The sequence below is a fragment of the Rahnella sp. 1L-D-7-B-C2 genome, assembly GCF_057290995.1.
In genome coordinates, this window is sequence record NZ_JBXAVQ010000001.1 from 368,391 (window position 1) to 395,258 (window position 26,868).

Consider the following 26,868-nt stretch of genomic DNA (forward strand, 5'->3'; position numbering starts at 1 on the left):
TTTTTAATAGCTGTGACTTTTTTGTTTAACGTGGGGTTTTCGTGCTCTCTATTGCACCAGGTTTAAGGCGTTACGCCTATAACAGCAATGTTCTTTATCACATCAGGATTTTCATTGCTCTGGCAGGCGCCGCAGCGGTGCCATGGTGGTTAGGTCAGATTACGCTGACCATACCTCTGACGCTGGGCGTGGTTGCCGCCGCGCTGGCCGACCTCGACGACCGGCTGGCTGGCCGTTTGCGCAATTTGCTGATTACGCTGGTGTGTTTTTTTATTGCATCGGCGTCAATAGAACTGCTTTTTCCCCATCCGTGGCTTTTCGCGCCCGGACTGATGCTCTCAACCTGTGGATTCATACTGCTTGGCGCACTCGGCCAGCGCTACGCCACTATCGCGTTTGGCGCGTTGCTGATTGCGATTTACACGATGCTTGGCACCAGTATGTACCATATCTGGTATCAGCAGCCGCTGCTCCTGCTGGCTGGTGCCATCTGGTATAACTTGCTAACTCTTGCCGGCCATTTGCTCTACCCTATCCGGCCCCTTCAGGATCAGATTTCACGCTGTTTCACTCAACTGGCAGCGTATCTGGAAGCCAAAGCGACCTTGTTTGACCCCGATCAGGAAGACAATAATCAGCAACTGGTGGAACTCGCGATGGCCAACGGGCAACTGGTTGCCACGCTGAACCAGACCAAAAATACGCTGCAAACCCGCCTGAAAGGTGATCGGGGGCAGAAAGGCACCCGCCGCACGCTTCATTACTATTTTGTCGTGCAGGATATTCACGAGCGCGCCAGTTCTTCGCATGTGAAATACCTGAAACTCAGCGAACAGTTCCACCACAGTGACATCCTTTTCCGTTTCCAACGCCTGATGAGTATGCAAGCCCGCGCCTGTTCTCAACTTTCGCAGTGCATTCTTTATCGTCAGCCTTACTCGCATAACAGCCAGTTCGAGCGCGCATTTGCACGGCTCGAAGAAGCGCTCAAACGCCTCGAAGCCCAGGGCGATCATCGTGAGATGTTACAGGCATTGCGACATCTTTTACGCAACCTGCATGCGATCGATGCGCAGCTGGCAAACATCGAATCAGAGCAGTCAGAACCTGAGAACCAGTCCGGCAAGAGTCCTTTTGCAGAGGACCGGTTAACCGGGCTGGATGATATCTGGCTGCGCATTTCGCGCCATTTTACGCCGCAGTCGGTGCTGTTTCGCCACGCCATTCGCATGTCCGTCGTGCTATTTGTCGGATATGTGTTTATTCAGGTCAGTGGAATGAATCACGGATACTGGATTTTGCTGACCAGCCTGTTTGTTTGCCAGCCCAATTACAGCGCAACGCGTCGTCGTTTAGCGCTGAGGATTATCGGCACACTGGCGGGTATCGCGCTGGGTATTCCAATCTTGTATTTCGTCCCTTCCGTTGACGGCCAGATGATCCTGATTGTCATCAGTGGACTGCTGTTCTTTGCATTTCGTACCGTGCAATATGCGCAGGCCACCATGTTTATCACCCTGTTGGTGTTATTGTGTTTCAATTTGCTGGGCGAAGGTTTCGAAGTAGCCATACCCCGAATTATCGATACGGTGATTGGCTGTGGGATTGCCTGGGCGGCGGTGAGTTATATCTGGCCTGACTGGAAATTCCGCCAGATTGACAGGGTAGTCAGCAAAACCTTTGAAGCTAACTGCCGCTATCTGGATGCCATTTTGGTGCAATATCATCAGGGCAAAGATAACAGCCTGGATTACCGACTGGCACGCCGCGATGCGCATAACTGCGATGCAGAACTGGCTTCGGTGGTCTCCAACATGAGCTCCGAGAAAAATAACGATCCTGCTACGCTCGACGCTGCATTCAGACTGTTATGCCTCAATCACACTATGCTGAGCTACATTTCAGCACTCGGTGCGCACCGGGAGAAGCTTGAAGATACTGAAACACTTCACCTGCTCGATGATGCGGCGTGTTGTGTGGATGGTGCTCTCAATCATATGCCGACAGAAACAGACCGGATACAGCGCGCGCTTAATCATCTGACTGCGCGGATCCAATTACGAACGACAGAATCCGACAGTAAAGAACAGCTCGTACTTCAGCAGATTGGCTTGCTGGTGGCTCATTTACCTGAGCTCACCAGCCTAAACAACAAAATTCTGCCCGGACAAAGTCATCCCTGAGAAGCACGTCCCGCGCCAGTCAACTTGCTGCGACGTTATGTGTATTTTGACGTTGCTGCTCCAGCCGCTCTTGCTGATGGTTATACCACTGAGTTAACAACTCACGGGATGCCATTGGCAAAGCCGCTTCATGAAAGCCCAGAATTGCGCCCTCAAGAGCCATCAATATGTTAATGCTCAGATCCTTTTTGACTGCGCAGAGCTTTTCATACGTCACACATGCCCCTTGCAGGCGAAGATCATCTGAATTTTCGATCCCCACTTCCCATAGCATTCTTTCCAATGCCAGCGTCAGATTAGGTAAGTCTTTGAGCCGCCCGGCTTCGTTGTTTTTTCGTCTGTCGATATCACGTTGCATTCCTCGCAGAGAAAGCATTGCCATCTGACGCAATGCTCTCGGATTCTCCCACTGGGCTTTACTCACCTTAAAATAACGGAGCAGAACGGCCATCCCGCGTTTTCGATAAATCAGCCTTTCCATGCCCTGTTCACAAAAATATTGTTCGGTTTCATGGCTCGCACGCAGATACAGCTCACCGTCTGAGACCAGGGCGAACATCACGCGATTGGCCGATAAACTGTACCCTCCAAACTGTGAGCGGGCGCGAATATTACCGAATGAAGCGAAGAGTTCCATACACTGAAGAATACGTTTTTTTGACTGACTTATCATTGCGTTATCCTTTTCACATTAATTCCATACACCCCATTTATGGGTTAGCTAAACAGCTAAAATCAAAATACGCAATGTGGTGCATCCCGCCAAATACAAAATGCATTTGCAGCCTGTTACCTTCGAAATTTGCGAGATATCTTGGAAAAAATTGGGTTGATCTTTGTTCACCACCAGAGTACTGTACATTCATACAGTAACTCACTGGGGTACACCATTATGCGAACTCAACAACATGCAAATCATCATTTTAGTCAGCTTGCTTTGCCGGTAAGTCATCCACAGGTAAATATGTCTGCATCCCTGAATAATGGTCTGATCACTGAGTTCGTCTATAGTGCGAGCCAACCTGCTTTTGCCCAGTTACTCCTGCCTCTGCTTCACCATCTCGGTACACAGTCACGCTGGCTGTTATGGCTTACTCCACAACAAAAACTGAGTCGTGTATGGCTGTCTGAATCGGGTTTGCCCGTTGATAAAATGGTTCAGGTGAATCAGATTACGGCGATGTCGACAGTAGATGCGATGGAAAAAGCGCTTCAAACAGGAAATTACAGCGTGGTGTTGGGATGGCTACCCGAATTGAATGATGTGGAGAGAGAAAGACTGCAAATTGCAGCACGTCAGGGAGGGGCTTACGGGTTCATTATGAAGCCAACAAATGAGCAAAGTTCAGCCAATGGACATCACTCAACAGTAAAAATTCACTCGTCTGTATATCATTAGTTCAAATTAGGAATGTTCTGATGAAAATAATACGGAACTTAGTGATTTGTGCTGGAACAAGCGCCAAAGCCAGTAAAAACGGGCATTCCTGACACAGTTATCCTCCAAGTTTTGTCATCAAAAGGTCAAACACGTTAAAAAATGTGTACGTTTTTCCCTTTTTTTCCACGGTGTTAACACTTCAAGCTTGTAAGTTTCGCGCCACGTTGTAGACTTTACAACGCCAAGGTTGCTCTATAATGCCAACGTAAAGTGGCAAGTTCCTAATTGACGCAATAACCTTGGCGTAAGGATTTTAACCAAGGGCTTACAGCTTAAAGCTCAATTGCCTATTTGGATGATAACGAGGCGCAAAAATGAAAAAGACAGCTATCGCATTAGCAGTGGCACTGGCAGGTTTCGCTACCGTAGCGCAAGCCGCCCCTAAAGATAACACCTGGTATACCGGTGGTAAATTGGGCTGGTCCCAATACCATGACACTGGTTTCGCAAACGCTTACGAAGGTATCGGCAACGGCCCTACCCACGAAAGCCAACTGGGTGCAGGTGCGTTCTTGGGTTACCAAGCGAACCAATACCTGGGCTTTGAAATGGGATATGACTGGCTTGGTCGCATGCCTTCTAAAGGCAGCGTAAACAACGGCGCGTTCAAAGCACAAGGCGTTCAGCTGGCTGCTAAATTGAGCTACCCACTGACTGACGATCTGGACATCTACACCCGTCTGGGTGGTATGGTCTGGCGTGCAGACTCTAAAGGTAACTTCAACAATGGCGCAGCTGGCCGCATCAGCGACCACGACACCGGTGTTTCTCCACTGGCAGCAGTTGGTGTTGAATACGCAGTTACCAAAAACTGGGCTACCCGTCTGGATTACCAGTGGGTTAACAACATCGGTGACGCAGCTACAGTTGGCGCACGTCCTGATAACGGCATGCTGGCTGTGGGTGTTTCTTACCGTTTCGGTCAAGATGAAGCAGCTGCTCCAGTTGTTGCTCCGGCACCAGCTCCAGCTCCAGTTGTAGAGACTAAGAAATTCACTCTGAAATCTGACGTTCTCTTCAACTTCAACAAAGCGACTCTGAAACCAGAAGGCCAACAGGCTCTGGATCAGCTGTACAGCCAGTTGAGCTCAATCGATCCTAAAGACGGTTCTGTTATCGTTCTGGGTTACACCGACCGTATCGGTTCAGAACAATACAACCAGAAACTGTCTGAGCAACGTGCTCAGAGCGTAGTAGATTACCTGGTATCTAAAGGTATCCCTGCTAACAAGATCTCTGCACAAGGCCAGGGTAAATCTAACCCAGTTACTGGTTCTACCTGTGACTCCGTTAAAGGCCGTGCTGCTCTGATCGACTGCCTGGCACCAGACCGTCGTGTAGAAATCGAAGTTAAAGGCTACAAAGATACTGTTACTCAGCCACAGGCTTAATAACACTCTTTAGCTTTTGCTACAGATATCAAAAACCCCGCCAAGGCGGGGTTTTTTTATGGCTTATTGTTATGACTGAAAGTGGGTATTAATTCAGCAACGTCACTGTTATTTATGAAACACTGATGACGAGAGGATCAGCTGTCTTGTTTACCCAGAATTTGCTGTAAATCTTCTTTCAGTGAAGACATCTGATTGGCGTATTTCTCTTTGCGTTCAGCGTCTTCGAGTAGTTGAATAATCGTATCGGATAACGTCGCACCACGTCGTTGCGCAAGCCCAGCCAAACGCTGCCAAACCAGAAACTCCAGATCGATGGACTTCTTGCGGGTATGCTGATGTTCAGCGTTAAAATGACGTTTGCGGCGCGCACGGATTGTTTGTTTGAGACGATTTTCCAGTGCCGGATTCATATTGTTAGCAATCCAGTCCATGACCTTCACCGGCTCACTTTCCAGACTGAGAAGTTGATTCACTGATTCCTGCGCAGCGCTGTTTTCTAAATGGCGGGTGATCCGCTCACCTTCCCGGTGTTTTTTGACCAGGTATTTCCATTTCCAACCACTTTCCAGATTTTCCAGTTGCTGATATTTCATCGTGAACTCTTATGTGACCACGTAACTTTACTAAGCATAACAGCTTTATTTCATTTTTCACTGCAAATAAACCCGCATATTTTGTTTGTTTTTTGCGCACCTGTTCAGCAATGTGCAGTAACTCGGATTCGGTCGTGACTCTCATTGTATGCAGCCGTGTTTATTCTTGTATAATCGCACTTTCCCTTTTTATAGAAAACAGCTAACACATTGACCAATAACCGACTTGACTGGCAGCTTTTACTGCCCGACTCCGCGCCTTATGAGGCAATTTTTGCAACGGCTGCCCAGTTAGCCCCTGTCGATTTCGCTGGAACTCAGCCTCGGCTGGAAAATGGTTTAACGCTGTTTTGTCATCCCCGCTCCCGCCCCCGCTTTATGGTTCTTAAAGCGCAGGAAAACCGTGAGTACCTTTCCCGTATCTGCAATGTGGTCAGCGAGCTGTTGCCTGAGCCGGATGACGTCGTCGGAAACCGCTATCACATTGAAGGTAACAAGGTAACTTTGCTGGCGGCTAAATCGGCAGAAGATGCTTTTGCAGCCAAGTTTACCTGCCAGTACCGCGAATGGATTGAACCTGAACAGCTGTTTGGTTGCGTCCGCGTGTATAAGGACCAGCTCCAACTTGAGCCTGGTCTGGTACATCACATCAATGGTGGCGTGCTGATATTGTCGATTCGCAGCCTGCTCGCTCAGCCCCTGATGTGGTTACGTCTGAAACAGATGATTACTGAGGGGCAATATCATTGGGTGTCACCTGATGAAACTCGTCCTCTGCCCGCGACCATTCCGCCGATGCCGTTGGATATCCGCGTAATTCTGGTCGGTGATCGCCTGTCTCTGGGGGATCTCAGTGATATGGAACCGGAGCTGATGGATTCTTCCATCTACGGTGAATTCGAAGCTGACTTGCCACTGACCGAACCGAGCGACATGGAAACCTGGTGCGGATATATCAATACGCTGGCGGATGAGCTGGAAGTCCCGCGGCTTGCTGCGGATGCGTGGCCAGAGTTTCTGAAAATAGCAATCCGACAGAGTACCGATCAGGGAAGTCTGACATTAGACCCGGTCTGGCTGAATATGCAACTTAGCGAAGCGGCTCTCTACAACGAAGACGAGCTTCTGAGCGCGAAGGCGTTAGAAGCGGCGTCCAATGCCCGTGCATGGCGTGAAAGCTATTTGCAGGAACGCATGCAGGATGAAATTGAGCTGGGGCAGATCCGCATTGAAACCGAAGGAGAAGTCGTCGGCCAAATCAACGGCCTCTCCGTTCTGGAATATCCAGGGCACCCGAGGGCATTAGGTGAACCTTCGCGCATTAGTTGTGTCGTACACACCGGCGACGGTGAATTTACTGATGTCGAGCGTAAAGCGGAACTGGGCGGTAATCTTCATGCCAAGGGTATGATGATCATGCAGGCCTTTTTGATATCCGAGTTAGAACTTGACCAGCCACTGCCCTTCTCCGCCTCGATTGTGTTTGAGCAGTCTTACGGTGAAGTGGATGGCGACAGCGCCTCCCTTGCTGAACTCTGCGCACTGATCAGTGCGCTCTCGATGCAGCCGATAAACCAGCAAATTGCGGTGACAGGTTCTGTCGATCAGTTTGGGAATGTGCAACCTATTGGTGGCGTTAATGAAAAAATCGAAGGTTTCTTCGAAGTTTGTCAACGTCGCGGTTTGACCGGTAAGCAAGGGGTCATTCTGCCTGCCAGCAACGTGCGTAACTTGTGCCTGCATCCGCAGGTACTGGACGCCGTTCGCGAAGGCCAGTTTCATTTATGGGCAGTAGATAACGCAGCCGAAGCGCTGCCTATCCTGACCGGACTGATTTACTCAAACGAAGGAGAAGGTGAAGAAGAGCGTCCGAGTTTGTTGGGGTTGATCCAGCAGCGCATTGCGCTGGCAACATCGCAAGGTGGCCCGCGTTATCCCTGGCCTCTTCGTTGGTTGAACTGGTTTAGTCACAGCTGATCGGAGTTGTTCAGCTTACAGCTGTAAGCTAATCTTCGTCCTTCATTAAAATAAGGCTTACTTAGAACATGGTAGATAAACGCGATTCCTATACGAAAGAAGACCTCATAGCTTCCGGCCGCAGTGAACTCTTCGGCGCTGGCGGTCCTCCGTTACCGTCAGGCAACATGCTGATGATGGATCGCATCGTCAAGATGCAAGAAGATGGCGGCAGCCATGGCAAAGGCTATGTAGAAGCTGAACTGGATATCAATCCTGATTTGTGGTTCTTCGGCTGCCACTTCATCGGTGACCCGGTGATGCCTGGTTGTCTGGGTCTGGACGCCATGTGGCAATTAGTGGGCTTCTATCTGGGCTGGCTCGGTGGCGAAGGCAAAGGCCGCGCACTCGGTGTCGGCGAAGTGAAATTCACCGGCCAGGTTCTGCCTACAGCCAAAGTGGTAACTTATCGCCTGAACTTCAAACGCGTCATCAACCGTAAACTGATTATGGGCGTCGCCGATGGTGAAGTCCTGGTTGACGGTGTGGTGATCTACACCGCGACCGATCTGAAAGTCGGTCTGTTCAAGGACGCTGCTGCGTTCTAAACGTTAAAATACCGCGTTTGAAAGAACGGCGAGCCTTCAAGGTTCGCCGTTTTTTTATGTCTGATGATTTTTTTTGATTATTTTTTATTGAGAACATTTTACCGGGAATCATGTTTGCGTCATCGCCAACCACACAAACGAAAACCTCCGCGCGTAGCGGAGGTTGTTCCTTATTCTGACAGAGCTGTCGCTTAAGCGTTAACGGCCCTGACCTCCATGGCTTGTCGCCAACCCCCGAGCCAATGTGATCGGGCATCTAACGATTGGTAGGGGCAAATCTCTTTAGAGCGCCCGCCAATACCTGCTTGGTAACCACGTGATTGTGCCCGTTCCAGGCGATCGCGTTTTTGTCTCTTCATGCCTTGTATCCCTCATTTATTCAGGTCTAGGTGGAAAGAAAACAGTGGTACGCTTCTGCGTCCACCTCTAACAAATAGCCGCAATCGCAGACGAGGTCAATGCTCAAAATTCACACCAATGTCATAAATTTGAGATACTTTATCGGATTGCGCGCAAATCAATCGCGCATCAAGAATCACATCTGGCTGATCACAAATAAAAAATCCCGGCGTCTGAAATTCAGAAACCGGGATTTATATTGTTTAGCTTAAATAAAATTAAGCTAAAAAAGTTTTTATCTTATTTGTGCAGCTATCTGGCTTGCTTCTTGCTGCCATCCGGTCGCCAGAGTTCTGACCAAAGCGTCATAACCGTCTTCACCCTGTTTCAGATTCAGTGCAAAATCACGCTGAACGACCTGCCCCTGACGAGTCAGCGTCCAGCTACCACTTACTACGACGATGCCATCATAACGACCGTGGAAACCGGTGACGTTCACATTCAGCACATCCTGATCGTCGGAACTGGCTGGCTGACCTGAAACCAGATAGCCTGGTAAATCTCGGCGCAGATAGGTCACCAGTGATTGCTGAAGCTGCTGATCCAGCGGGCTGGCCCACAGGTTATTTTGCGTCAGCGTGTATTGCACATCATTGGTCTGATACACCAGCCCTGAACCTGCCAGATAATCAGCCACGCTTACGTGCTCAACCCACAGCTTACGCTGCTCCACCACGCCAGATGAAGACGCGCTGCCCGCTGCCGGTGAGCTGCTCAGCACCGGCAGCTGGTAGTAGGTTTTCTGCTCACTGCTGCTGCAGGCAGTCAGGAATAATGCTAAGACGACGGGTATCCATTTTTTCATCATTTGGCCTTCTTCGGCTGAGGATCATCTTGCCCTGGGGCGGCGAAAATCAGAGCGTTACTTTTCTGGTTCAGCGTTTTAAGTACCGGCTGAAGCTCACGCAAGGTTTTATCCAGACTTTGCATATCGCCCACCAGATTGCCGTACGCAGGTGAACCTGGCTGGAAGCCTTTCAGGCTGCGGTTCAGCTGGATCAACGTCTGCTGCATATCCTGAGGTAACGCCTTCATCTCTTTGCTGCTGACAATCGCATTCAGAGACTCAATGGTTTTCTGCGTGGACTTCATCGTTCTCTGACTTTCGGCTAATGTGCTGGTGGCTTCACGCAGCATAGGTTCGATTGGCAGATTGTTAATTTTATCCAGCGTGGTCATCAGTTTTTGCTGGATCTGCGCGAATCCACCACTCACGGTCGGCAGCAGTTTATGTCCGGCAACTTCCAGCGGCCCTTTCCACGGTTTTTCATTCGGATAGAAATCGAGATCAACATACATCGAGCCTGTCAGCAGGTTGGCTGATTTCATCGAAGCACGCAGGCCCTCAGCGATACCATCACGAATATGATCGGCAATGTTAAAATCGCTGCCGAGTAACTGTGCAAAGCGATCCGGTTCAATGCGGATCAGCACAGGGATACGATAGTCGTTCGCAATTTGCTGTTTCAGCGCATTGATCGGGAAAGGTACTTCTGAAACCGTACCGAGCCTGATGCCGCGGAATTCGACCGGCGCACCCGGTTGCAGGCCGCGAACAGAATCAGAGAAGAACATCACGTAATCCATATGGCGGGTATACAGCGATTCCTGAATGCTTTTTTGATCGTCAAACAGCTGGTAGTTATCGCCGTTTTTCGCTTCCTGCCCTTGCGTCCAGCCATTAGGAATATCAAAGCTGACGCCACCACTAAACAGCGTGGTCAGAGAACCCATTTCCACACGCATACCGGCAGCAGACATATCAAAGTTAACGCCGCTGTCTTTCCAGAAGCGCACATTGTCAGATACCAGCGTGTCATAAGGCGCGCGAATGAAGAGCTGGTATTTGATGTTACGGGCTTTCGGATCAAAGTGGCTGGTTTCAACAGTACCCACCTGGAAACCACGGAACAGCACAGGGTCACCGGGGCTAAGCTGGCCAGAGCGTTCACTCTCCAGAACCACGCGAATACCTTTAGCATCTGGCGAGGCCAGCGGCGGAGAGTCATCTAGTTTATATTCTGATTTTTCGCTGCCTTTATTGCCCGGTTGTAGCTGGATATACGCGCCGGACAACAATGTGCCCAGACCGGAGACGCCTTCGCGGCCGATTTGCGGTTTGACCACCCAGAATACGGAATCATCACGCAGCATTTTTTCCATACCGGTGTTCAGACGTGCCTTGATAATGACCTGCTGTAAGTCATCGCTCAGGGTCACTGTTTCAACTTTACCCACATCAACGTTTCGGCTTTTGATGGTGGTTTTCCCGCCCTCAATTCCTTCTGCTGTCGTGGTGATCAGAGTGACTTCCGGTCCCTGATGGCTGTAGTGGTAAAACAGGATCCATGCCCCGATCAGCGCAGTGACGATCGGGACAATCCACACCGGTGACCAGCGTTTAATCTTTTCTACTTTGGCAGTTCCGTCATGCTCTGCCATATTATTTCCTGCCATCTTGTGGCTCCTTTGTAGATTTCATTCCGGCACGATCCCAAATGAGCCTTGGGTCAAACGTCATTGCAGCGAACATAGTGAGGATGACGACGCCAGCAAACAGCAGCGCGCCGATGTCCGGATAAATACTCATGAGCTGCCCCATTCTTACCAGCGCAGAAAGTACCGCAATTACAAACACGTCTATCATCGACCAGCGGCCGACAAATTCAACCAGTTCGTAAATCACATGCAACCTTTCACGGTCGATTTCTTTATTGCTGTTTGCGTCCCAGCATAGCCACGCAATAGCAATCATTTTTAAGGTCGGCACCATGATACTGGCGATAAAAATCACCATCGCTACCGGGTACGAACCATCACTCCATAGCAGCACGACGCCGGCCATGATCGTCGAAGGCATCGGGGTTCCCAATACCTGTGTGATCATAATTGGCAGCAGATTCGCCGGGAGATATAACAAAATTGAGGTGACCAGCAGCGCCATCGTCCATTGCAAGCTGTTCTTACGCCGCGCATGTCCTTTGCTTTTACAACGTCCGCACTCGGTCTGGTCGACCGGCAAAATCGCCATGCAGCAATGACAGGAACGAAGCCCCTGACGCAGACCACTTTCACCCACGCGAACTGGTTGCTCCACCGCCGGCGCTGGCTCAATGTGCTGCCATAGCCAGAAACGATCGGTGCACTGGAAGGCGCGTAGTTGCAGTAAGCAAAACAGGACATAAGGGATGAAACTGGTCCCGACCCCCACGTCACCGTAGGCCATCAGTTTAACGAAGCTGACCAGGACGCCTGCGAGAAAAATCTCCACCATGCACCAGCTTTTCAGCCTGAACAGAGTGCGGGCGATACTGACTTTCCAGTGGACTGGAATATTCATCCCCTTATAAAGGATGATGATCGACACCATGCATATTGCCGGAAGCAGTTGCACCACGATCATAAACAGTGATGCCATACTGGCGTAATCTTCTGACACCAATACCTGCGGGATCTGCACCAGCGTGACTTCGCTGCTCAGTCCGGCAACATTCATATTAACGAAGGGGAAAAGGTTGGCCAGCACCAGCATAAATAAGGCGCTGATTGCGTAACCGACGGGGCGTCTGCGTGGTTCATTCCAGCGGGTTGTCAGCGTTGTATGGCAACGGGGACACACGGCCTTCTGCCCGATATGCAGACCAGGTATTGCCACCAGCATGTCGCATTGGGGGCATAAAATGTGCGGGCCATGGGCATCAGAACACACAATCGACTCCTCAATAGCGGAAAGGCCAAAGATATCGGCAACCGGTTATCCATTAGACCGGTTACCGATAAGTGTGCAGTGTTAGCCGTTTTTCTGCGCTTCCAGCGCTTCCCAACGTTCGAACGCCTGCTCTAACTCCTGCTCTGCCGCAGCGAAAGCGGCAAGCACTTGCTGCGTTTCTTCATGAGGAAGTGTGAAGAAATTCGCATCGCTCATCTGCTGTTGCAGTGCTTCAATTTTCCCTTCCAGTGTGCTGATTTGCAGAGGCAATTGTTCCAGCTCACGTTGTTGATTATAGCTGAGCTTGTTCGCCGTGCGTTTGGCCGGTTCTGCTTTAGGTTGTGCAGACGGTTTATTTTCGGTCGGCGCAACCTGACGGATTGGCTTCTGGTTACGGCGCTGCTGCTGCGCATCAAAATAGCCGCCCACATAGCTGTTGATTACGCCGTTGCCTTCGTAAATCCAGCATTCAGTCGCCGAGTTATCCACGAATTCACGGTCATGGCTCACCAGCATCACGGTGCCCTGATAGCTGTCGATCATCTCTTCCAGCAGCTCCAGCGTTTCCACATCCAGGTCATTGGTCGGTTCATCGAGAATCAACAGGTTGCTTGGACGCAGGAACAGTTTAGCCAGCAGCAGGCGGTTACGCTCGCCGCCTGACAGCGCTTTCACCGGCGTCATTGCGCGTTTCGGGTGGAACAGGAAGTCCTGCAGGTAACCCAGCACATGGCGGGAGCGACCATTGACCATGACTTCTTGTTTACCTTCGGCAAGGTTATCCATCACGGTACGTTCAGGATCAAGTTCGGCACGGTGCTGATCGAAGTAAGCCACTTCCAGCTTGGTGCCGCAGTGAACGCGGCCGCTGTCGGCCTGAATCTGACTTAACATCAGTTTGAGCAATGTGGTTTTACCACAGCCGTTCGGACCCACCAGCGCAATTTTATCACCGCGCATCACTTGTGCAGAGAAGTGACTTACCAGTTGCTTACCGGCAATCGCATAGCTGACGTCTTCCATTTCGAAGACAATCTTGCCGGACGTTGAGGCCTCAACCACCTGCATTTTGGCGGTGCCCATCACTTCACGACGGTCTGAACGCTCTTTACGCAACGCTTTCAGAGCACGAACGCGGCCTTCATTACGGGTACGACGCGCTTTAATGCCCTGACGGATCCACACCTCTTCCTGCGCCAGTTTCTTGTCGAATTCAGCATTTTGCAGTTCTTCAACACGCAACGCTTCTTCTTTCGCCAGCAGGTAAGCTTCGTAGTTGCCCGGGTAGGACACCAGTTTGCCGCGATCGAGATCGACAATTCGGGTCGCCATATTGCGGATGAAAGAACGGTCATGGGAAATGAAGATAATGCTGCCCTGAAACTCTTTCAGGAACTCTTCCAGCCACGCGATGCTCTCGATGTCCAGGTGGTTGGTCGGTTCGTCAAGCAACAGGATCTGTGGCGCGCTGACCAGTGCACGGCCCAGCGCGGCTTTACGCAGCCAGCCGCCGGACAGAGATTTCAATTCGGTATCCGCATCCAGACCCAGTTTCAACAACACTTCGTTGATCCGGCTGTCGAGCTGCCAAAGGCCCTGGTGATCGAGGATCTCCATCACCTGCGCCAGTTTGTTCATGTTCTTTTCGCTCGGGTCAGTTTCGACCAGATGCGAAATGGCGTGATAGGCCTTCAGATGCTCAGCCTGCTCAAATACGCCTTCAGAGACGAAATCAAATACGGTACCGGCAACGTTACGTGGCGGATCCTGTTGCAGACGCGCCACAATCAGATCCTGTTCGTACACGATGCGCCCGTCATCAAGCGGCACTTCGCGGTTCAGAATTTTCATCAGCGTCGATTTACCGGCGCCGTTACGGCCAACAAGGCAAACGCGCTCGTTTGGCTCAATGTGCAATTCGGTGTTATCCAACAGCGGCGAGTCACTGAATGACAGCCAGGCACCTGACATACTAATTAACGACATAAACTTTATTTTTCCTCGCCAGCATGGGACAGCAGCCAGCAGTTATGAATTTGACGATTACGGGCAAAATCCTGTGACAGGGTTTGGCTGGTGATTTCTTTCGCGCTCAGACCCAGCTTGCTCAGTCCGTCGAGATCCATCTGGAAACCGCGCTTATTGTTGGAGAACATGATGGTACCGTTGCGACGCAGGATACGCTTCAAATCTTTCATTAATGAAAGATGATCGCGCTGAACGTCGAAACTTTCGGCCATACGCTTGGAGTTAGAGAACGTCGGTGGATCGATAAAGATCACATCAAACTGTTCGTCACACATGCCAAGGTAAGACAGACAATCCGCCTGAATCAGGCGATGCTGACGACCGGTCAGGCCGTTAACGCGCAGATTTTTCTCCGCCCATTCCAGATAAGTACGGGACATATCGACGGTGGTAGTGCTGCGAGCGCCACCCAACCCCGCATGCACACTGGCGGTGCCGGTGTAAGCGAACAGATTAAGGAAGTCTTTACCGTTGCTCATCTCGCCCAGCATTTTGCGCGCGATGCGGTGATCGAGGAATAAACCGGTATCGAGATAATCAGTCAGGTTCACCCAAAGCTTGGCATTAAATTCTTCTACCAGCTGGAATTCACCTTTCTGCGCCAGTTTTTCGTACTGGTTGGTGCCCTTCTGACGTTCGCGGGTTTTCAACACCAGTTGGCTGGAGGAAACATCCAGCACGGAGAGCGTAGCATTTATCACATCGAACAGACGCTGACGGGCTTTTTGCGCATCAACCGTTTTTGGCGGTGCGTATTCCTGAACCACGACTTTGCTGCCGTAGCGGTCGACGGCCACGTTGTAATCCGGCAAATCGGCGTCATACAGGCGATAACATTCGATTCCCTGCTGTTTGGCCCATTTCTCCAGCTTTTTGACGTTCTTGCGCAGACGGTTGGCGTAATCTTCCGCCATCTGCACGCCCGCGGCGCCAGTCGGGTTTTCCGACAGCTGATAGTTTTTCTGCACGCATTCCAGCGGGCCGTTTTTGGCTTTGAACTGGCGTTCGGCGCGCAGTTGCACGCAGCTCAGCAATTCAGGCGATGCGCTGAACAGCGACAGCTGCCAGCCGCCGAACTGCATCTTCATGATGCGGCCCAGTTGGTTATGCAACGCAATCAGAGCCGGTTCGCTTTCCAGACGTTCGCCGTACGGCGGGTTGCTGATGACGGTGCCGGTCGGGCCTTCAGGTAACGGATTCACCAGTTTGCCAACTTCAGCGGCTTCGAAACTGATCAACTCTGCAACACCGGCACGGCGGGCGTTGGAGCGCGCCATCTCGATCACACGACGGTCGATATCAGAGCCAAAGAAACGCGATGTGGTTTCCTGCACGGCGCGGCGTGTACGTACCTGCGCTTCCGTGGTCAGCTCACGCCACAGTTCGGTATCAAATTTATTCCAGCCGGTGAAACCCCAGTGTGGGCGATGCAGGCCCGGCGCGCGATCGCATGCGATCATGGCCGCTTCGATAAGCAAAGTACCGGAACCACACATCGGATCCAGCATCGGTGTGCCCGACTGCCAGCCGGAGCGCATGACGATAGCGGCTGCGAGGTTTTCTTTCAGCGGTGCCTGGCCGGCAAGATCACGGTAGCCACGCTGATGCAGACCTTCGCCGCTCAGATCCAACGCCACACTGGCGGTGTCACGCTGCAGGAAGACGTTAACGCGGATGTCAGGCAACTGTTTTGCGACGTTAGGACGTTCATCCATTTTGCGGGTAAAGCTGTCAACGATGGCATCTTTCACTTTCAAGGCACCGTACTGACTGTTGCGAATTTCGTCGTTCAGGCCGCTGAAATGGACCGCAAAGGTTTTATCGACGCTGAAAATTTCCGGCCAGTCGATCGCCATCACGCCCATATACAGGTCTAAGTCACTGTGGACTTTAAATTCGTTCAGAGGCAGCAGGATGCGCGAAGCCAGACGGCTCCACAGCAAGCTTTTATACATCAGGCGATCGTCACCTTCAAAATGCACCCCTCCCTGCACAACTTTGCAGGCTTGCGCGCCCAGCGTTTCCAGTTCGCTTTTTAACAGTTCTTCCAGTCCACGCGCCGTGCTGGCAAACAAAGAGTTCATATCGACATATCACCAAAAATAAAATAGTTGCGCATTATAGCTAATCCCGGGCGCTTGTCATAAAGTCTCTGGTTATCTTTTAGGATCAGAAATCAGAGAGGCGATGTTAAGTGCCCATTCTTTCACGTTTATTTGTTCACCCGGTTAAATCCATGCGCGGCCTGCAAGTTTCACATGCGTTGGTTACCGCTACGGGTCTGGCGTTTGACCGTCAGTTTATGATTACGGATCCTCAGGGCATGTTTATTACCGCCCGGCAGTATCCGAATCTGGTGCTGTTCACCCCGGTTTTGTTACCCGATGGCCTGATGCTATCCGCGCCGGAAGGCGACAACATCAGCGTAAAATTCGCTGAATTCAACGGCCAGAATGAGCCGACAGAAGTCTGGGGCAATCAGTTTACCTCACTCATCGCGCCAGAACCGGTAAATCGCTGGTTAAGTGGTTATTTAAAGCGTGAGGTTCAACTGCGCTGGGTCGGCGAAGAACCGACCCGACGGGTAAAAAAACATCCTGAAGTACCACTTTCGTTTGCCGACGGATTCCCGTATCTGTTGATTAATGAAGCCTCCATGCTGGATTTACAAGGTCGCTGTCCGGTCGGCGTCAGAACGGAGCAATTCCGACCGAACATTGTGGTCAGCGGCGCTGAGGCTTATGCCGAAGATACCTGGCAGACGATCCGTGTTGGCGAGGTAATTTTTGATGTTGTCAAACCGTGCAGCCGCTGTGTTTTCACAACGGTCAGCATTGAGAAGGGGCGCAAACATCCCGGCGGTGAACCGCTGAAAACACTGCAAAGTTACCGTACGGCCAGCGACGGTGATGTTGATTTCGGTCAGAACATGATTGCCCGTAATAGCGGTGTGATACGCGCAGGCGATAATGTCGAGGTGCTGGCGACCAGACCACCCCGCCCTTACGGCGTCGGTAAATTGGTAGAAAGCGTTGAAGCGCCTAAAAGCAGCGCGCAGACTTTGACGATAAATTATCGGGGCACCGAATTTACCGGCAACAATCAGCAGATTTTACTCGAACAGCTTGAGTTACAGGGGTTACGCATCCCTTATTCTTGCCGGGCAGGAATTTGTGGAGCCTGTAAAATGACGTTACGAGACGGGCAAGTGTCGCCGCTAAAAGAAAGCGCAGTGGGAAAAGACGGGACGATTTTGGCATGCAGCTGTATTCCGGCATCAGACATCGTGCTCGGCTAGAATATTTGAAACTGGCAGGAAGGTCAGGCGGGCTTTATCAGTGTTTAACTCATTCAACAAGATAAAGGATTAAACCGCCTGATCGTACAGGTCGCGATTGCTGGTGCGGACAGTGGCTGGCATCATACGATCATGCATGATTTTAATCGCATCACCCAGCACCATTCCCCGGCCCGCGACCGTCAGTCTTTCTTGCGCCAGCAGGCATAGACTGGCGTTTTCGCCTGATTCGACAATCAACAATGTTGCTCGCTCACCGCTTTCTGTTACCTGCACTTCTGCAAGCTGGCCGTTGCCAGGCTGGAAAGTGCGAACCTGCTGACTGAAATGCCAGCTCTTTGGCATCAGTGGTTTTAAGAAACGGAAGGCGACTAAGGCGTTTAATACTAATTCGGCGCGTTGTTCTGCACCGAGTTTAATTTGTTTGCATTGTTCTTCGAAATCGAAATACAACGCGGCGTCATCGACGCAGAAAGTCATATCGCCGAATGCATCGGGCGTGAGCATTTTAGCCGGGAAACGGGAACGAAAAATCATGCCATTGGCCAGATCCAGCATCAGCCGGTCATGTTCAGCATCAAAATACCAACGCCAATTATCATCTGGTTTGATTTTCATTTCGTCATCCTGTTCACCCTCAATGCCCGCCAATCTGACTTCATTACCCGCTACTCTGTTAAGAATAGAATTTTTTATAATGAAAAGAAATCAGACAAATCCTGAGTCTTAATTAAGGTCAGTGGACAAAATATAGACGAGCCGGGTTAATAAATAAACCCCTGACTCGTCTTCAGGATGAAAAATATTAGATATGGGTAACAATATCTTTGATGAGACGCGGACCTTTGAAGATAAATCCGGAATAGATTTGAATTAAAGATGCACCCGCCGCCATTTTTTCGCGCGCAGCGGTTAAAGAATCAATCCCGCCGACGCCAATAATAGGGAGGCGGTCTTGTAACTCATTCGACAACATACGGATGATTTCTGTACTGCGCAACTGCACCGGACGACCGCTGAGGCCACCCACTTGTTCGCAATAATTAAGTCCCTGAACAAGTTTGCGGTCGAGCGTTGTGTTGGTCGCAATAACACCATCCATATTATGACGCACCAGACTGTCGGCTATTTGGATCAATTCCTCTTCAGAAAGATCTGGTGCGATCTTCACGGCGACGGGGACATATTTCTGGTGACGCTGCTGAAGCTCAAGCTGCTTATTTTTGATCGACGCCAGTAAATCATCCAGCGCTTCGCCGTATTGCAGCGAACGTAATCCCGGCGTGTTCGGCGATGAAATATTCACCGCGATATAGCCCGCATACGGATATACCTTCTCCATACAGGTCAGATAATCGTCTTTACCTTGCTCCACCGGGGTATCTTTATTCTTACCAATATTAATACCAATGATGCCGCCAAAACGAGATTTCTTGACGTTATTGACCAGATTATCGACGCCGTGGTTGTTAAAGCCCATGCGGTTAATCAGGCCTTCTGCTTCAACAATTCGGAATATACGGGGTTTTTCATTTCCGTCCTGCGCACGCGGCGTTACGGTGCCCACTTCTACAAATCCAAAGCCCATTGCGCCAAACGCATCAATACAGGTGCCGTCTTTATCCAGGCCAGCGGCAAGACCTAACGGGTTTTTAAAAGATAATCCCATGCAGCTGACAGGCTTAGTTGGTACAGACTGGCGGATCAAAAATTCAAGGGGAGTGCCGGAAATGCGGCTCAGCTGACGAAAGGTTAACTCGTGGGCGCGCTCTGGATCGAGCTGAAACAGTGCTTTCCTGACAAGAGGATAATACATGGAGACTCCTGGATTCCCGGTGGCTAGACGGGGCAGTATTATCGACTAACCGCCGGTCAATTGGAAACGATAACCGGCCATTTGTGGCAATAAATGCGTTTATGCGCAAACGATTACTTTCTATTTACTTTCGATTCACGTTTTACGCCTTTTGTTCTTCCTTCCCGCCTGCCTCGCTGCCGTCTTTATCCGTTTTGTGACTATGCATAGCCAAAATTGAGATTTCCGCTCCCACGGCGTTGCCTGCTAGTTTTAATTCACTTTGTTAAGAAAAATGATGGTTCTATAACATATTGTTATAAGGAAGAATAAACATGCGTGTTATTTCCCTGGCAGGTAGCCCCCGACAGCCGTCCCGTTCTTCTTCCCTGCTGGCGCTCAGTCATCAGTGGCTGGCAAGCCGCGGTGTGGAAGTTTTTACCTACAATCTTCAGGATTTCTCCGCTGATGATCTGCTATTTGCCAATTTCTCCAGCCCGCAGCTCAAACAACTGATTGCTGAACTGGCGAGCGCGGACGGATTGATCGTCGCCACGCCGGTGTACAAAGCCTCGTTTTCCGGCGCATTGAAAACGCTGCTGGATTTACTGCCTGAACGCGCGCTCGACCATAAAGTCGTTCTGCCGCTGGCGACCGCTGGGTCTATCGGCCACATGCTGGCGGTGGACTATGCTCTCAAACCGGTCCTCGCCTCGTTAAAAGCGCAGGAGGTTTTGCAGGGTGTATTCGCCGATGACAGCCTGATTACTGATTATCACACCTTCCCTGCGACGCTGGATCCGGCGCTTGCCGGGCGCCTGAACGAATCGCTGGAAAACTTTTATCTGGCACTCAGCCGTCGCCGGCCAATTGCGAACTCCGCAGCCTCTCTTTCAGCGCAAGTTTTGCGCGTCTGACTAAAAAGGAATTCACCATGACTGCGTCATTCTCTTTGTTATCACTACGCAGGCTGCCAGTAATTGCCGGTTTGCTGACCAGCCTTCTCCTTAGCACGTACGCGGGAGCAGAAGAAAAAGCGCCGGAGCAACTGCGCATCGCTTACCAGAAAGGATCTGTCGGACTGGTGCTGGCGAAATCGCACAAGCTATTGGAAACGCGTTTTCCTGATACCAAAATCACCTGGATTGAATTCCCTGCCGGGCCGCAGATCCTCGAAGCACTTAATGTCGGCAGTATCGATTTAGGCGGCACCGGTGATTTGCCACCGCTGTTCGCGCAGGCAGCCGGCGCAGATCTGCTCTATATCGGCTCGGAACCGCCAAAGCCCAAAGCAGAAGTGATTCTGGTCGACAATGACAGCCCGATCAAAAACGTCGCCGATCTTAAAGGTCATAAAGTTGCCTTCCAGAAAGGTTCCAGCTCGCACAATTTACTGATCCGCGCCCTGCAACAGGCCGGGCTCAAACTCAGCGATATCCAGCCAGTCTATCTGACGCCCGCCGATGCCCGCGCGGCTTTTCAGCAGCATGACGTCGACGCCTGGGCCATCTGGGATCCGTACTACTCCGCCGCGCAGGTTCAGGGGAATGTCCGGGTGCTGACCGATGGCTCGTCTCTCCATCAGACCGGTTCCTTCTATCTTGCGCCGAAAAAATATACCGAAGCCAATCCGCAGTTTATCCAGCAGGTTCTGACGGTGTTAACGCAGGCGAATACGCTGACCAAAACCGATCGCGACCAGAGCATCAGGCTGCTTTCCCAGTCGATGGGCCTGCCGGAAAAAGTAGTGGCGTCGTATCTGGATCATCTGCCGGATTTGCCTATCACCCCCGTCAGTGCCGAAACGGAAAAGCGCCAGCAGCAAACCGCCGATCTGTTCTACGAAAACCATATTTTGCCAAAGCAAGTCGAAATCAAAGACCGCATCTGGAAACCAACAGTACAAGCGAACTGAATATCCGACTATTTAACCGCCATCCACGAGCGGAAACGAACGACAGAGGAGTCACCCATGAGTCTTAACGTATTCTGGTTTTTACCTACCCACGGCGACGGTCGCTATTTAGGCACTGAAGAAGGTGCGCGCGTCGTTGACCACGGTTATCTGCAACAGATTGCACAAGCGGCCGATCGCTTAGGATTCGGCGGCGTGCTGCTGCCTACAGGCCGTTCATGCGAAGACTCATGGCTGGTCGCCGCCTCACTGATTTCCGTTACTCAGAGGCTGAAATTCCTGGTGGCGCTGCGGCCGGGGATTATCTCTCCGACGCTGGCTGCCCGTCAGGCGGCAACGCTCGACAGGCTGTCCGGTGGCCGCGCGCTGTTTAATCTGGTGACCGGCGGCGATCCGGCTGAGCTGGCCGCCGAAGGTCTTCATCTTAATCACAAAGAGCGTTACGAAGCCTCTGCCGAATTCACCCGTATCTGGCGTCGCGTTCTGGAAGGCGAAACGGTGGATTACGAAGGCAAACATATTCAGGTTAAAGGCGCGAGCCTGATGCATCCCCCGGTTCAGTACCCTCGCCCGCCGCTGTATTTCGGTGGTTCGTCTGAGGAAGCGCAGGATCTGGCTGCAGAACAGGTTGAGCTATATCTGACGTGGGGGGAGCCACCGGCTTCCGTGAAAGAGAAAATTGATCAGGTTCGCGCGAAAGCTGCTGCCCATGGTCGCACGGTGCGCTTCGGGATCCGTCTGCATGTGATTGTGCGCGAAACGAATGAAGAAGCCTGGCAGGCCGCCGACCGTCTTATCGCCAACATTGATGATGAAACCATTCAACGCGCCCAGGCGGCATTTGCCAAAACCGATTCCGTAGGCCAGCACCGTATGGCGGCTTTACACGGCGGCGATCGCAATAAACTGGAAATCTACCCGAATCTTTGGGCTGGCATCGGTCTGGTACGCACTGGCGCAGGCACTGCGTTGGTAGGCGACGGTCCAACCGTGGCGGCACGTATGCAGGAATACGCCGATCTGGGCATCGATACCTTTATTTTCTCCGGTTATCCGCATCTGGAAGAAGCCTACCGCGTCAGCGAGCTGCTGTTCCCGCATCTGGATCTGGCTAAACAGGAAGATGAGCAGGTGGTGAAGAAGGCTATTTTGCCGCGCGGTGAGCTGGTTGCTCACGACTTCGCCAACAAAAAAGTCGCCAGCCAGCATTAAGGAGAACAGACATGACCTCATCACAACGCTGGTTAGACCGTATTTTGCCGTGGATTGTGCCGGTGGCGCTGATCGGCGGCTGGCAGCTTGCCGTCGAAGCGGGCTGGTTATCCAACCGGATTCTTCCCGCGCCCAGTGCGGTGGTCGAAGCGTTCTGGACACTGGCGAAGAGTGGTGATCTCTGGCAAAACCTGAAAATCAGCACTTTCCGCGCACTGACCGGTTTTGCTATCGGCGGCAGCCTGGGCTTGCTGCTCGGCTTTATCACCGGGCTTTCCCGCTGGGGCGAGCGGCTGCTCGACAGCTCTCTGCAAATGTTGCGCAATATTCCCCATCTGGCCCTGATCCCGCTGGTGATTTTGTGGTTCGGCATTGATGAAACCGCCAAAATTTTCCTGGTCGCCCTGGGGACGCTGTTCCCGATTTATCTCAATACCTATCACGGTATCCGCAACATTGACCGCGGCCTGCTGGAGATGTCGCGCAGCTACGGTTTGTCCGGTTTCCCGCTGTTCATTCAGGTGGTGTTACCGGGCGCGCTGCCGTCGATTATGGTCGGCGTGCGCTTTGCGCTCGGGTTCATGTGGCTGACGCTTATCGTCGCCGAAACCATTTCGGCCAATTCAGGCATAGGTTATCTGGCGATGAATGCGCGTGAATTTTTACAAACTGACGTCGTAGTGGTCGCCATCGTGTTGTACGCAATCCTTGGCAAACTGGCCGATATTTTAGCGCGCCAGCTGGAAAGTGTCTGGCTGCGCTGGCATCCCGCTTATCAGAAAAAACAAGGAGACGCCGCATGAGCGCACCTGCACGAATCCCGCAAGGCACGCCGGTTACGCTTTCCGGCATCACCAAAAAGTACGGCAACCGCGCCGTGCTCAATGACATCAATCTGCGCATTCCGCCCGGCCAGTTTGTAGCAGTGGTGGGCCGCAGCGGCTGCGGAAAAAGTACGTTACTACGCCTGCTCGCCGGTCTGGAAAAAACCACGCAGGGCGAACTGCTCAGCGCCAGCGCCCCGCTGAGTCAGGTACGTGACGATACGCGGCTGATGTTTCAGGATGACCGTCTGCTGCCATGGAAGAAAGTGATCGATAACGTCGGGCTGGGCTTAAAAGGCAAATGGCGCGAAGCTGCGCTGGCGGCTCTGGAAGAAGTCGGACTGGCGGATCGCGCCGACGAGTGGCCTTCGGCGCTGTCAGGCGGACAAAAACAGCGTGTGGCGCTGGCACGTGCGTTAATCCATCGCCCGCGCTTATTGTTACTGGATGAACCACTCGGCGCACTGGATGCCCTGACCCGTATCGAAATGCAAAGCCTGATCGAACGCCTGTGGCAGCAACATGATTTTACCGTGCTGCTGGTGACGCATGATGTGAGTGAAGCCGTCACGGTGGCCGACCGGGTGATCCTGATTGATCAGGGGCAGATTGGGATGGATTTAACCGTCGATTTGCCGCGTCCACGTCGTAAAGGTTCGGCAAGACTGGCAGAACTGGAAGCCGAAGTGCTGGAGCGAGTTTTGACGCCTCAGCCTGCGCCGACGGTTTCACAGAAAGCGATACGCGCCCAGCGGTAACTTATTTTGAGATCTTTGGATGTAAAAAGGGCGATGTTTCCATCGCCCTTTGTCATTTCTACTTTTTGATTACGCGTCTAACGCTTTGGTGATTTTCTCGAACAAATCACCGGACAGGTTTTCAAGCCCTTTCAGCTGTTCCAGCGCCTTGCGCATCTGCGCCTGACGGCCTGCATCGTAACGTTTAAGACGGATCAACGGCTCGATCATACGTGCCGCCACCTGCGGGTTACGGGTGTTCAGATCCGTCAGCATTTCGGTCAGGAACTGATATCCGCTGCCGTCCGCTGCGTGGAACGCAGAAGGATTGGCTGACGCAAACGCGCCGATTAAAGAACGCACGCGGTTCGGGTTACCCATGCTAAACGAGCGGTGATTGAGCAATGAACGTACTTTCTGCAGAACATCGGCCGCCGGGCTGGTGGCTTGCAGGATAAACCATTTATCCATCACCAGACCGTCGTGATGCCAGCGCTCATCGTAAGCCGCCATCAGCGCCTCGCGGCAAGGCAGTTGCGCAGACACTGCCGCAGACATCGCGGCCAGAGAATCAGTCATGTTATCTGCCTGCTCAAACTGTGTTTTCACCAGCTGATCGGCCAGCGTCACATCGGCAAAGGCCAGATAGCGCAGGCAGGTATTACGCAGGGTACGTTTACCGATATCCTCATGTACCACGCGATAGCCCGGCAAACGGTTCGCGTTGTAAACGGCAAGGAACTCATCGGCCATTTCGGTGGCCAGACAGCGGGTAATGGCTTCATGCACGGCGCTTATTGCTTCGGGATCGATAATGTCGAACAGTTCGGCAATTTCGTTATCCGAAGGCAACGTGAGGATCTGCGCCGCCAGGCCCGGATCGATGTTTTCATCCAGCAATACCGCGCGGAACGCATCAGCAACGTGCAGCGGCAGAGACAGCGGCTGCTTTTGCTGGTGACGCGCAACGTTCAGTTTGATGTAAATCGCCAGCAGGCTTTGGGCCGCATCCCAGCGGGCGAAATCGTTACGCGCGTACTTCATCAGGAAGGTCAGCTGATGATCGCCCCACTTGTAATCGAGTTTCACCGGCGCGGAGAATTCACGTAATAAAGAAGGCACCGGCGGCGCTTCCACGTCTTCGAAGATGAAAGTCTGCTCAGCTTCGGTCACATTAAGCACGTTGCTGACAATCTGACCATCCTGCTTCAAGGCAATAACGTTGCCCTGCGGATCGTAAAGCTCGATATCCAGTGGGATATGCAGCGGCAGTTTTTCGGTCTGATCTGGCGTCGGCGGCGTTTTCTGGCTGACGGTCAGAGTGTACTGCTGTTTTTCCACATCATAGTCGTCGCGTACGGTCAGGACCGGCGTACCGGACTGGCTGTACCAGCGGCGGAACAGTGACAAATCGACGTTGGACGCATCTTCCATCGCCTGCACGAAATCATCACAGGTCGCCGCGCTGCCGTCATGACGTTCGAAATACAGCTGAATACCGGCCTGGAATTTCTCTTCGCCCAGCAGGGTGTGCAGCATGCGGATGACTTCAGACCCTTTCTCATACACCGTCAGGGTGTAGAAGTTGTTCATTTCGATGACTTTATCCGGGCGGATCGGGTGCGCCATCGGGCTGGCATCTTCAGAGAACTGTGCGCCACGCATTACGCGGACGTTATCGATGCGGTTGACCGAACGCGACCCGAGATCGGAGCTGAATTCCTGATCGCGGAAAACGGTCAGGCCTTCTTTCAGGCTCAGCTGGAACCAGTCGCGGCAAGTCACGCGGTTACCGGTCCAGTTATGGAAGTATTCATGGCCGATCACCGCTTCAATTCCGAGGTAATCTTTGTCGGTGGCGGTTTCGGCTTTCGCCAGCACGTATTTAGAGTTAAAGACGTTCAGGCCTTTGTTTTCCATCGCGCCCATGTTGAAGAAATCAACCGCCACGATCATGAAGATATCGAGATCGTATTCCAGATTGAAACGGGTTTCGTCCCATTTCATTGATTGTTTCAGAGATTCCATCGCCCAGCCGGCGCGATCGAGATTGCCGCGGTCAACAAACAACTCCAGCGCCACATCACGGCCTGAACGGGTTTTAAAGGTATCGCGCAGCACGTCGAAATCACCTGCCACCAGCGCAAAAAGGTAGCAAGGTTTAGGGAACGGATCTTGCCATTTAATCCAATGCTTGCCGTCTTCCAGTTCGCCCTGGTCGATACGGTTACCGTTCGACAGCAGGTACGGATAGCGGGCTTTATCGGCCACGATGCGGGTAGAGAAACGCGCCAGCACATCGGGACGGTCGAGATAATAGGTAATATGACGGAAACCTTCGGCTTCACACTGGGTACACAGCGCTTCACCTGACAAGTACAGTCCTTCCAGCGCGGTGTTTTTCGCCGGGTGAATTTCGTTGACGATCGCCAGCTCAAATGCTTCCGGGAGACCGTCGATCACCAAAGTGCCTTCCTGTAACTGATACTTCGGCCAGTCCTGACCGTTGATTTTCAGACTGACCAGTTGAAGATCTTCACCGTTGAGCGTCAGGGAAGCCCCTTCTGCGCCCAGACGTTTAATCTGGCTGATGGCCGTCACGACCGTCTTTTGTGCATCAAGCTCGAAATTAAGGTCAATATCCGTGATGGTGTAGTCCGGCGCACGGTAATCGTGGCGGAACTTGGCTTGCGGCAGTTGAGTCATAAAAAACCTTTTGGCGTTTTCATAGTTTATGGTGATGACGATTTATGGCGTTGAAGGGGGTTCCTGTCAT

22 protein-coding genes are annotated in these 26,868 nt (G+C 51.9%); 11 read left to right on the plus strand and 11 right to left on the minus strand.

Going from position 1 to position 26,868, the window contains the following annotated elements; genetic code table 11:
* Positions 1-41 precede the first annotated feature (41 nt).
* A complete protein-coding gene (yccS, locus tag AC0Z7K_RS01675; protein WP_413528465.1) occupies positions 42-2,183 on the plus strand; it encodes a YccS family putative transporter in 2,142 nt (713 codons plus the stop codon).
* A 19-nt stretch (positions 2,184-2,202) separates the two neighbouring features.
* On the opposite strand, the gene AC0Z7K_RS01680 is transcribed toward yccS, so the two are convergent.
* On the minus strand, positions 2,203-2,856 hold the full coding sequence (locus AC0Z7K_RS01680) for a TfoX/Sxy family DNA transformation protein (protein WP_485612491.1): 654 nt from the start codon (positions 2,854-2,856) through the stop codon (positions 2,203-2,205).
* Positions 2,857-3,075: 219 nt separating this feature from the next.
* Here AC0Z7K_RS01680 and sulA point away from each other — a divergent pair, with 219 nt between their 5' ends.
* Both sulA and ompA read left to right on the plus strand, forming a co-directional pair.
* Positions 3,076-3,582 (plus strand): SOS-induced cell division inhibitor SulA, encoded by a 507-nt coding sequence (gene sulA, locus AC0Z7K_RS01685; RefSeq protein ID WP_413528463.1) that lies wholly within the window; start codon positions 3,076-3,078, stop codon positions 3,580-3,582.
* Between the two features lie 356 nt (positions 3,583-3,938).
* Positions 3,939-5,015, plus strand: a complete 1,077-nt coding sequence (ompA, locus tag AC0Z7K_RS01690) for a porin OmpA (RefSeq protein WP_413528462.1) — start codon at positions 3,939-3,941, stop codon at positions 5,013-5,015.
* 137 nt (positions 5,016-5,152) lie between these two features.
* Here ompA and matP read toward each other — a convergent pair whose 3' ends face one another.
* Entirely contained in the window at positions 5,153-5,611 is a 459-nt protein-coding gene (gene matP, locus AC0Z7K_RS01695) for a macrodomain Ter protein MatP (RefSeq protein WP_112166292.1), read from the minus strand.
* Between the two features lie 210 nt (positions 5,612-5,821).
* On the opposite strand from matP, the gene AC0Z7K_RS01700 reads away from it, so the two are divergent.
* Positions 5,822-7,588: an AAA family ATPase gene (locus AC0Z7K_RS01700; RefSeq protein WP_485612493.1), complete on the plus strand. Its 1,767-nt coding sequence runs from the start codon at positions 5,822-5,824 to the stop codon at positions 7,586-7,588.
* A gap of 68 nt (positions 7,589-7,656) precedes the next feature.
* The gene (gene fabA / locus AC0Z7K_RS01705) at positions 7,657-8,175 is read left to right on the plus strand and encodes a bifunctional 3-hydroxydecanoyl-ACP dehydratase/trans-2-decenoyl-ACP isomerase (protein ID WP_413528460.1); all 519 of its coding nucleotides are present in this window, start codon (positions 7,657-7,659) and stop codon (positions 8,173-8,175) included.
* 191 nt (positions 8,176-8,366) lie between these two features.
* On the opposite strand, the gene rmf is transcribed toward fabA, so the two are convergent.
* From rmf to rlmKL, 6 genes are all read right to left on the minus strand, one after another.
* Positions 8,367-8,534: a ribosome modulation factor gene (gene rmf, locus AC0Z7K_RS01710; RefSeq protein ID WP_112166295.1), complete on the minus strand. Its 168-nt coding sequence runs from the start codon at positions 8,532-8,534 to the stop codon at positions 8,367-8,369.
* A 275-nt stretch (positions 8,535-8,809) separates the two neighbouring features.
* A complete protein-coding gene (gene pqiC / locus AC0Z7K_RS01715) occupies positions 8,810-9,379 on the minus strand; it encodes a membrane integrity-associated transporter subunit PqiC (protein ID WP_485612865.1) in 570 nt (189 codons plus the stop codon).
* Positions 9,379-11,031, minus strand: coding sequence for an intermembrane transport protein PqiB (gene pqiB, locus AC0Z7K_RS01720; protein ID WP_413528459.1), 1,653 nt, complete (start codon positions 11,029-11,031; stop codon positions 9,379-9,381). Before pqiB ends, pqiC begins: the two co-directional genes overlap by 1 nt.
* Positions 11,018-12,286, minus strand: a complete 1,269-nt coding sequence (gene pqiA / locus AC0Z7K_RS01725) for a membrane integrity-associated transporter subunit PqiA (RefSeq protein WP_485612867.1) — start codon at positions 12,284-12,286, stop codon at positions 11,018-11,020. Before pqiA ends, pqiB begins: the two co-directional genes overlap by 14 nt.
* A gap of 78 nt (positions 12,287-12,364) precedes the next feature.
* Complete coding sequence (locus AC0Z7K_RS01730; RefSeq protein ID WP_485612496.1) at positions 12,365-14,269, minus strand: ABC transporter ATP-binding protein; 1,905 nt, start codon at positions 14,267-14,269, stop codon at positions 12,365-12,367.
* Positions 14,270-14,274: 5 nt separating this feature from the next.
* Positions 14,275-16,395 carry a bifunctional 23S rRNA (guanine(2069)-N(7))-methyltransferase RlmK/23S rRNA (guanine(2445)-N(2))-methyltransferase RlmL gene (rlmKL, locus tag AC0Z7K_RS01735; protein ID WP_485612498.1) on the minus strand — a complete coding sequence of 707 codons (2,121 nt, stop codon included), beginning with the start codon at positions 16,393-16,395 and terminating at the stop codon, positions 14,275-14,277.
* A gap of 110 nt (positions 16,396-16,505) precedes the next feature.
* On the opposite strand from rlmKL, the gene AC0Z7K_RS01740 reads away from it, so the two are divergent.
* Complete coding sequence (locus AC0Z7K_RS01740; protein ID WP_485612500.1) at positions 16,506-17,609, plus strand: YcbX family protein; 1,104 nt, start codon at positions 16,506-16,508, stop codon at positions 17,607-17,609.
* Positions 17,610-17,678: 69 nt separating this feature from the next.
* Here the strand turns inward: AC0Z7K_RS01740 and AC0Z7K_RS01745 are convergent, their stop codons facing one another.
* Positions 17,679-18,227, minus strand: coding sequence for a cell division protein ZapC (locus tag AC0Z7K_RS01745; RefSeq protein ID WP_485612502.1), 549 nt, complete (start codon positions 18,225-18,227; stop codon positions 17,679-17,681).
* Positions 18,228-18,414: 187 nt separating this feature from the next.
* Entirely contained in the window at positions 18,415-19,425 is a 1,011-nt protein-coding gene (pyrD, locus tag AC0Z7K_RS01750) for a quinone-dependent dihydroorotate dehydrogenase (RefSeq protein ID WP_413528454.1), read from the minus strand.
* Between the two features lie 314 nt (positions 19,426-19,739).
* Here pyrD and ssuE point away from each other — a divergent pair, with 314 nt between their 5' ends.
* From ssuE to ssuB, 5 genes are read left to right on the plus strand one after another with little or no spacing between them, the layout of a single operon-like run.
* A complete protein-coding gene (gene ssuE, locus AC0Z7K_RS01755; protein ID WP_112166311.1) occupies positions 19,740-20,321 on the plus strand; it encodes an NADPH-dependent FMN reductase in 582 nt (193 codons plus the stop codon).
* A gap of 17 nt (positions 20,322-20,338) precedes the next feature.
* Entirely contained in the window at positions 20,339-21,319 is a 981-nt protein-coding gene (locus AC0Z7K_RS01760) for an aliphatic sulfonate ABC transporter substrate-binding protein (protein ID WP_485612503.1), read from the plus strand.
* A gap of 57 nt (positions 21,320-21,376) precedes the next feature.
* Positions 21,377-22,531: an FMNH2-dependent alkanesulfonate monooxygenase gene (ssuD, locus tag AC0Z7K_RS01765; RefSeq protein WP_485612504.1), complete on the plus strand. Its 1,155-nt coding sequence runs from the start codon at positions 21,377-21,379 to the stop codon at positions 22,529-22,531.
* 11 nt (positions 22,532-22,542) lie between these two features.
* Positions 22,543-23,334: an aliphatic sulfonate ABC transporter permease SsuC gene (gene ssuC / locus AC0Z7K_RS01770; RefSeq protein ID WP_112166317.1), complete on the plus strand. Its 792-nt coding sequence runs from the start codon at positions 22,543-22,545 to the stop codon at positions 23,332-23,334.
* A complete protein-coding gene (gene ssuB / locus AC0Z7K_RS01775) occupies positions 23,331-24,113 on the plus strand; it encodes an aliphatic sulfonates ABC transporter ATP-binding protein (RefSeq protein ID WP_413528451.1) in 783 nt (260 codons plus the stop codon). Before ssuC ends, ssuB begins: the two co-directional genes overlap by 4 nt.
* 69 nt (positions 24,114-24,182) lie before the next feature.
* Here the strand turns inward: ssuB and pepN are convergent, their stop codons facing one another.
* Entirely contained in the window at positions 24,183-26,798 is a 2,616-nt protein-coding gene (gene pepN / locus AC0Z7K_RS01780) for an aminopeptidase N (RefSeq protein WP_413528450.1), read from the minus strand.
* Between the last annotated feature and the right edge of the window lie 70 nt (positions 26,799-26,868).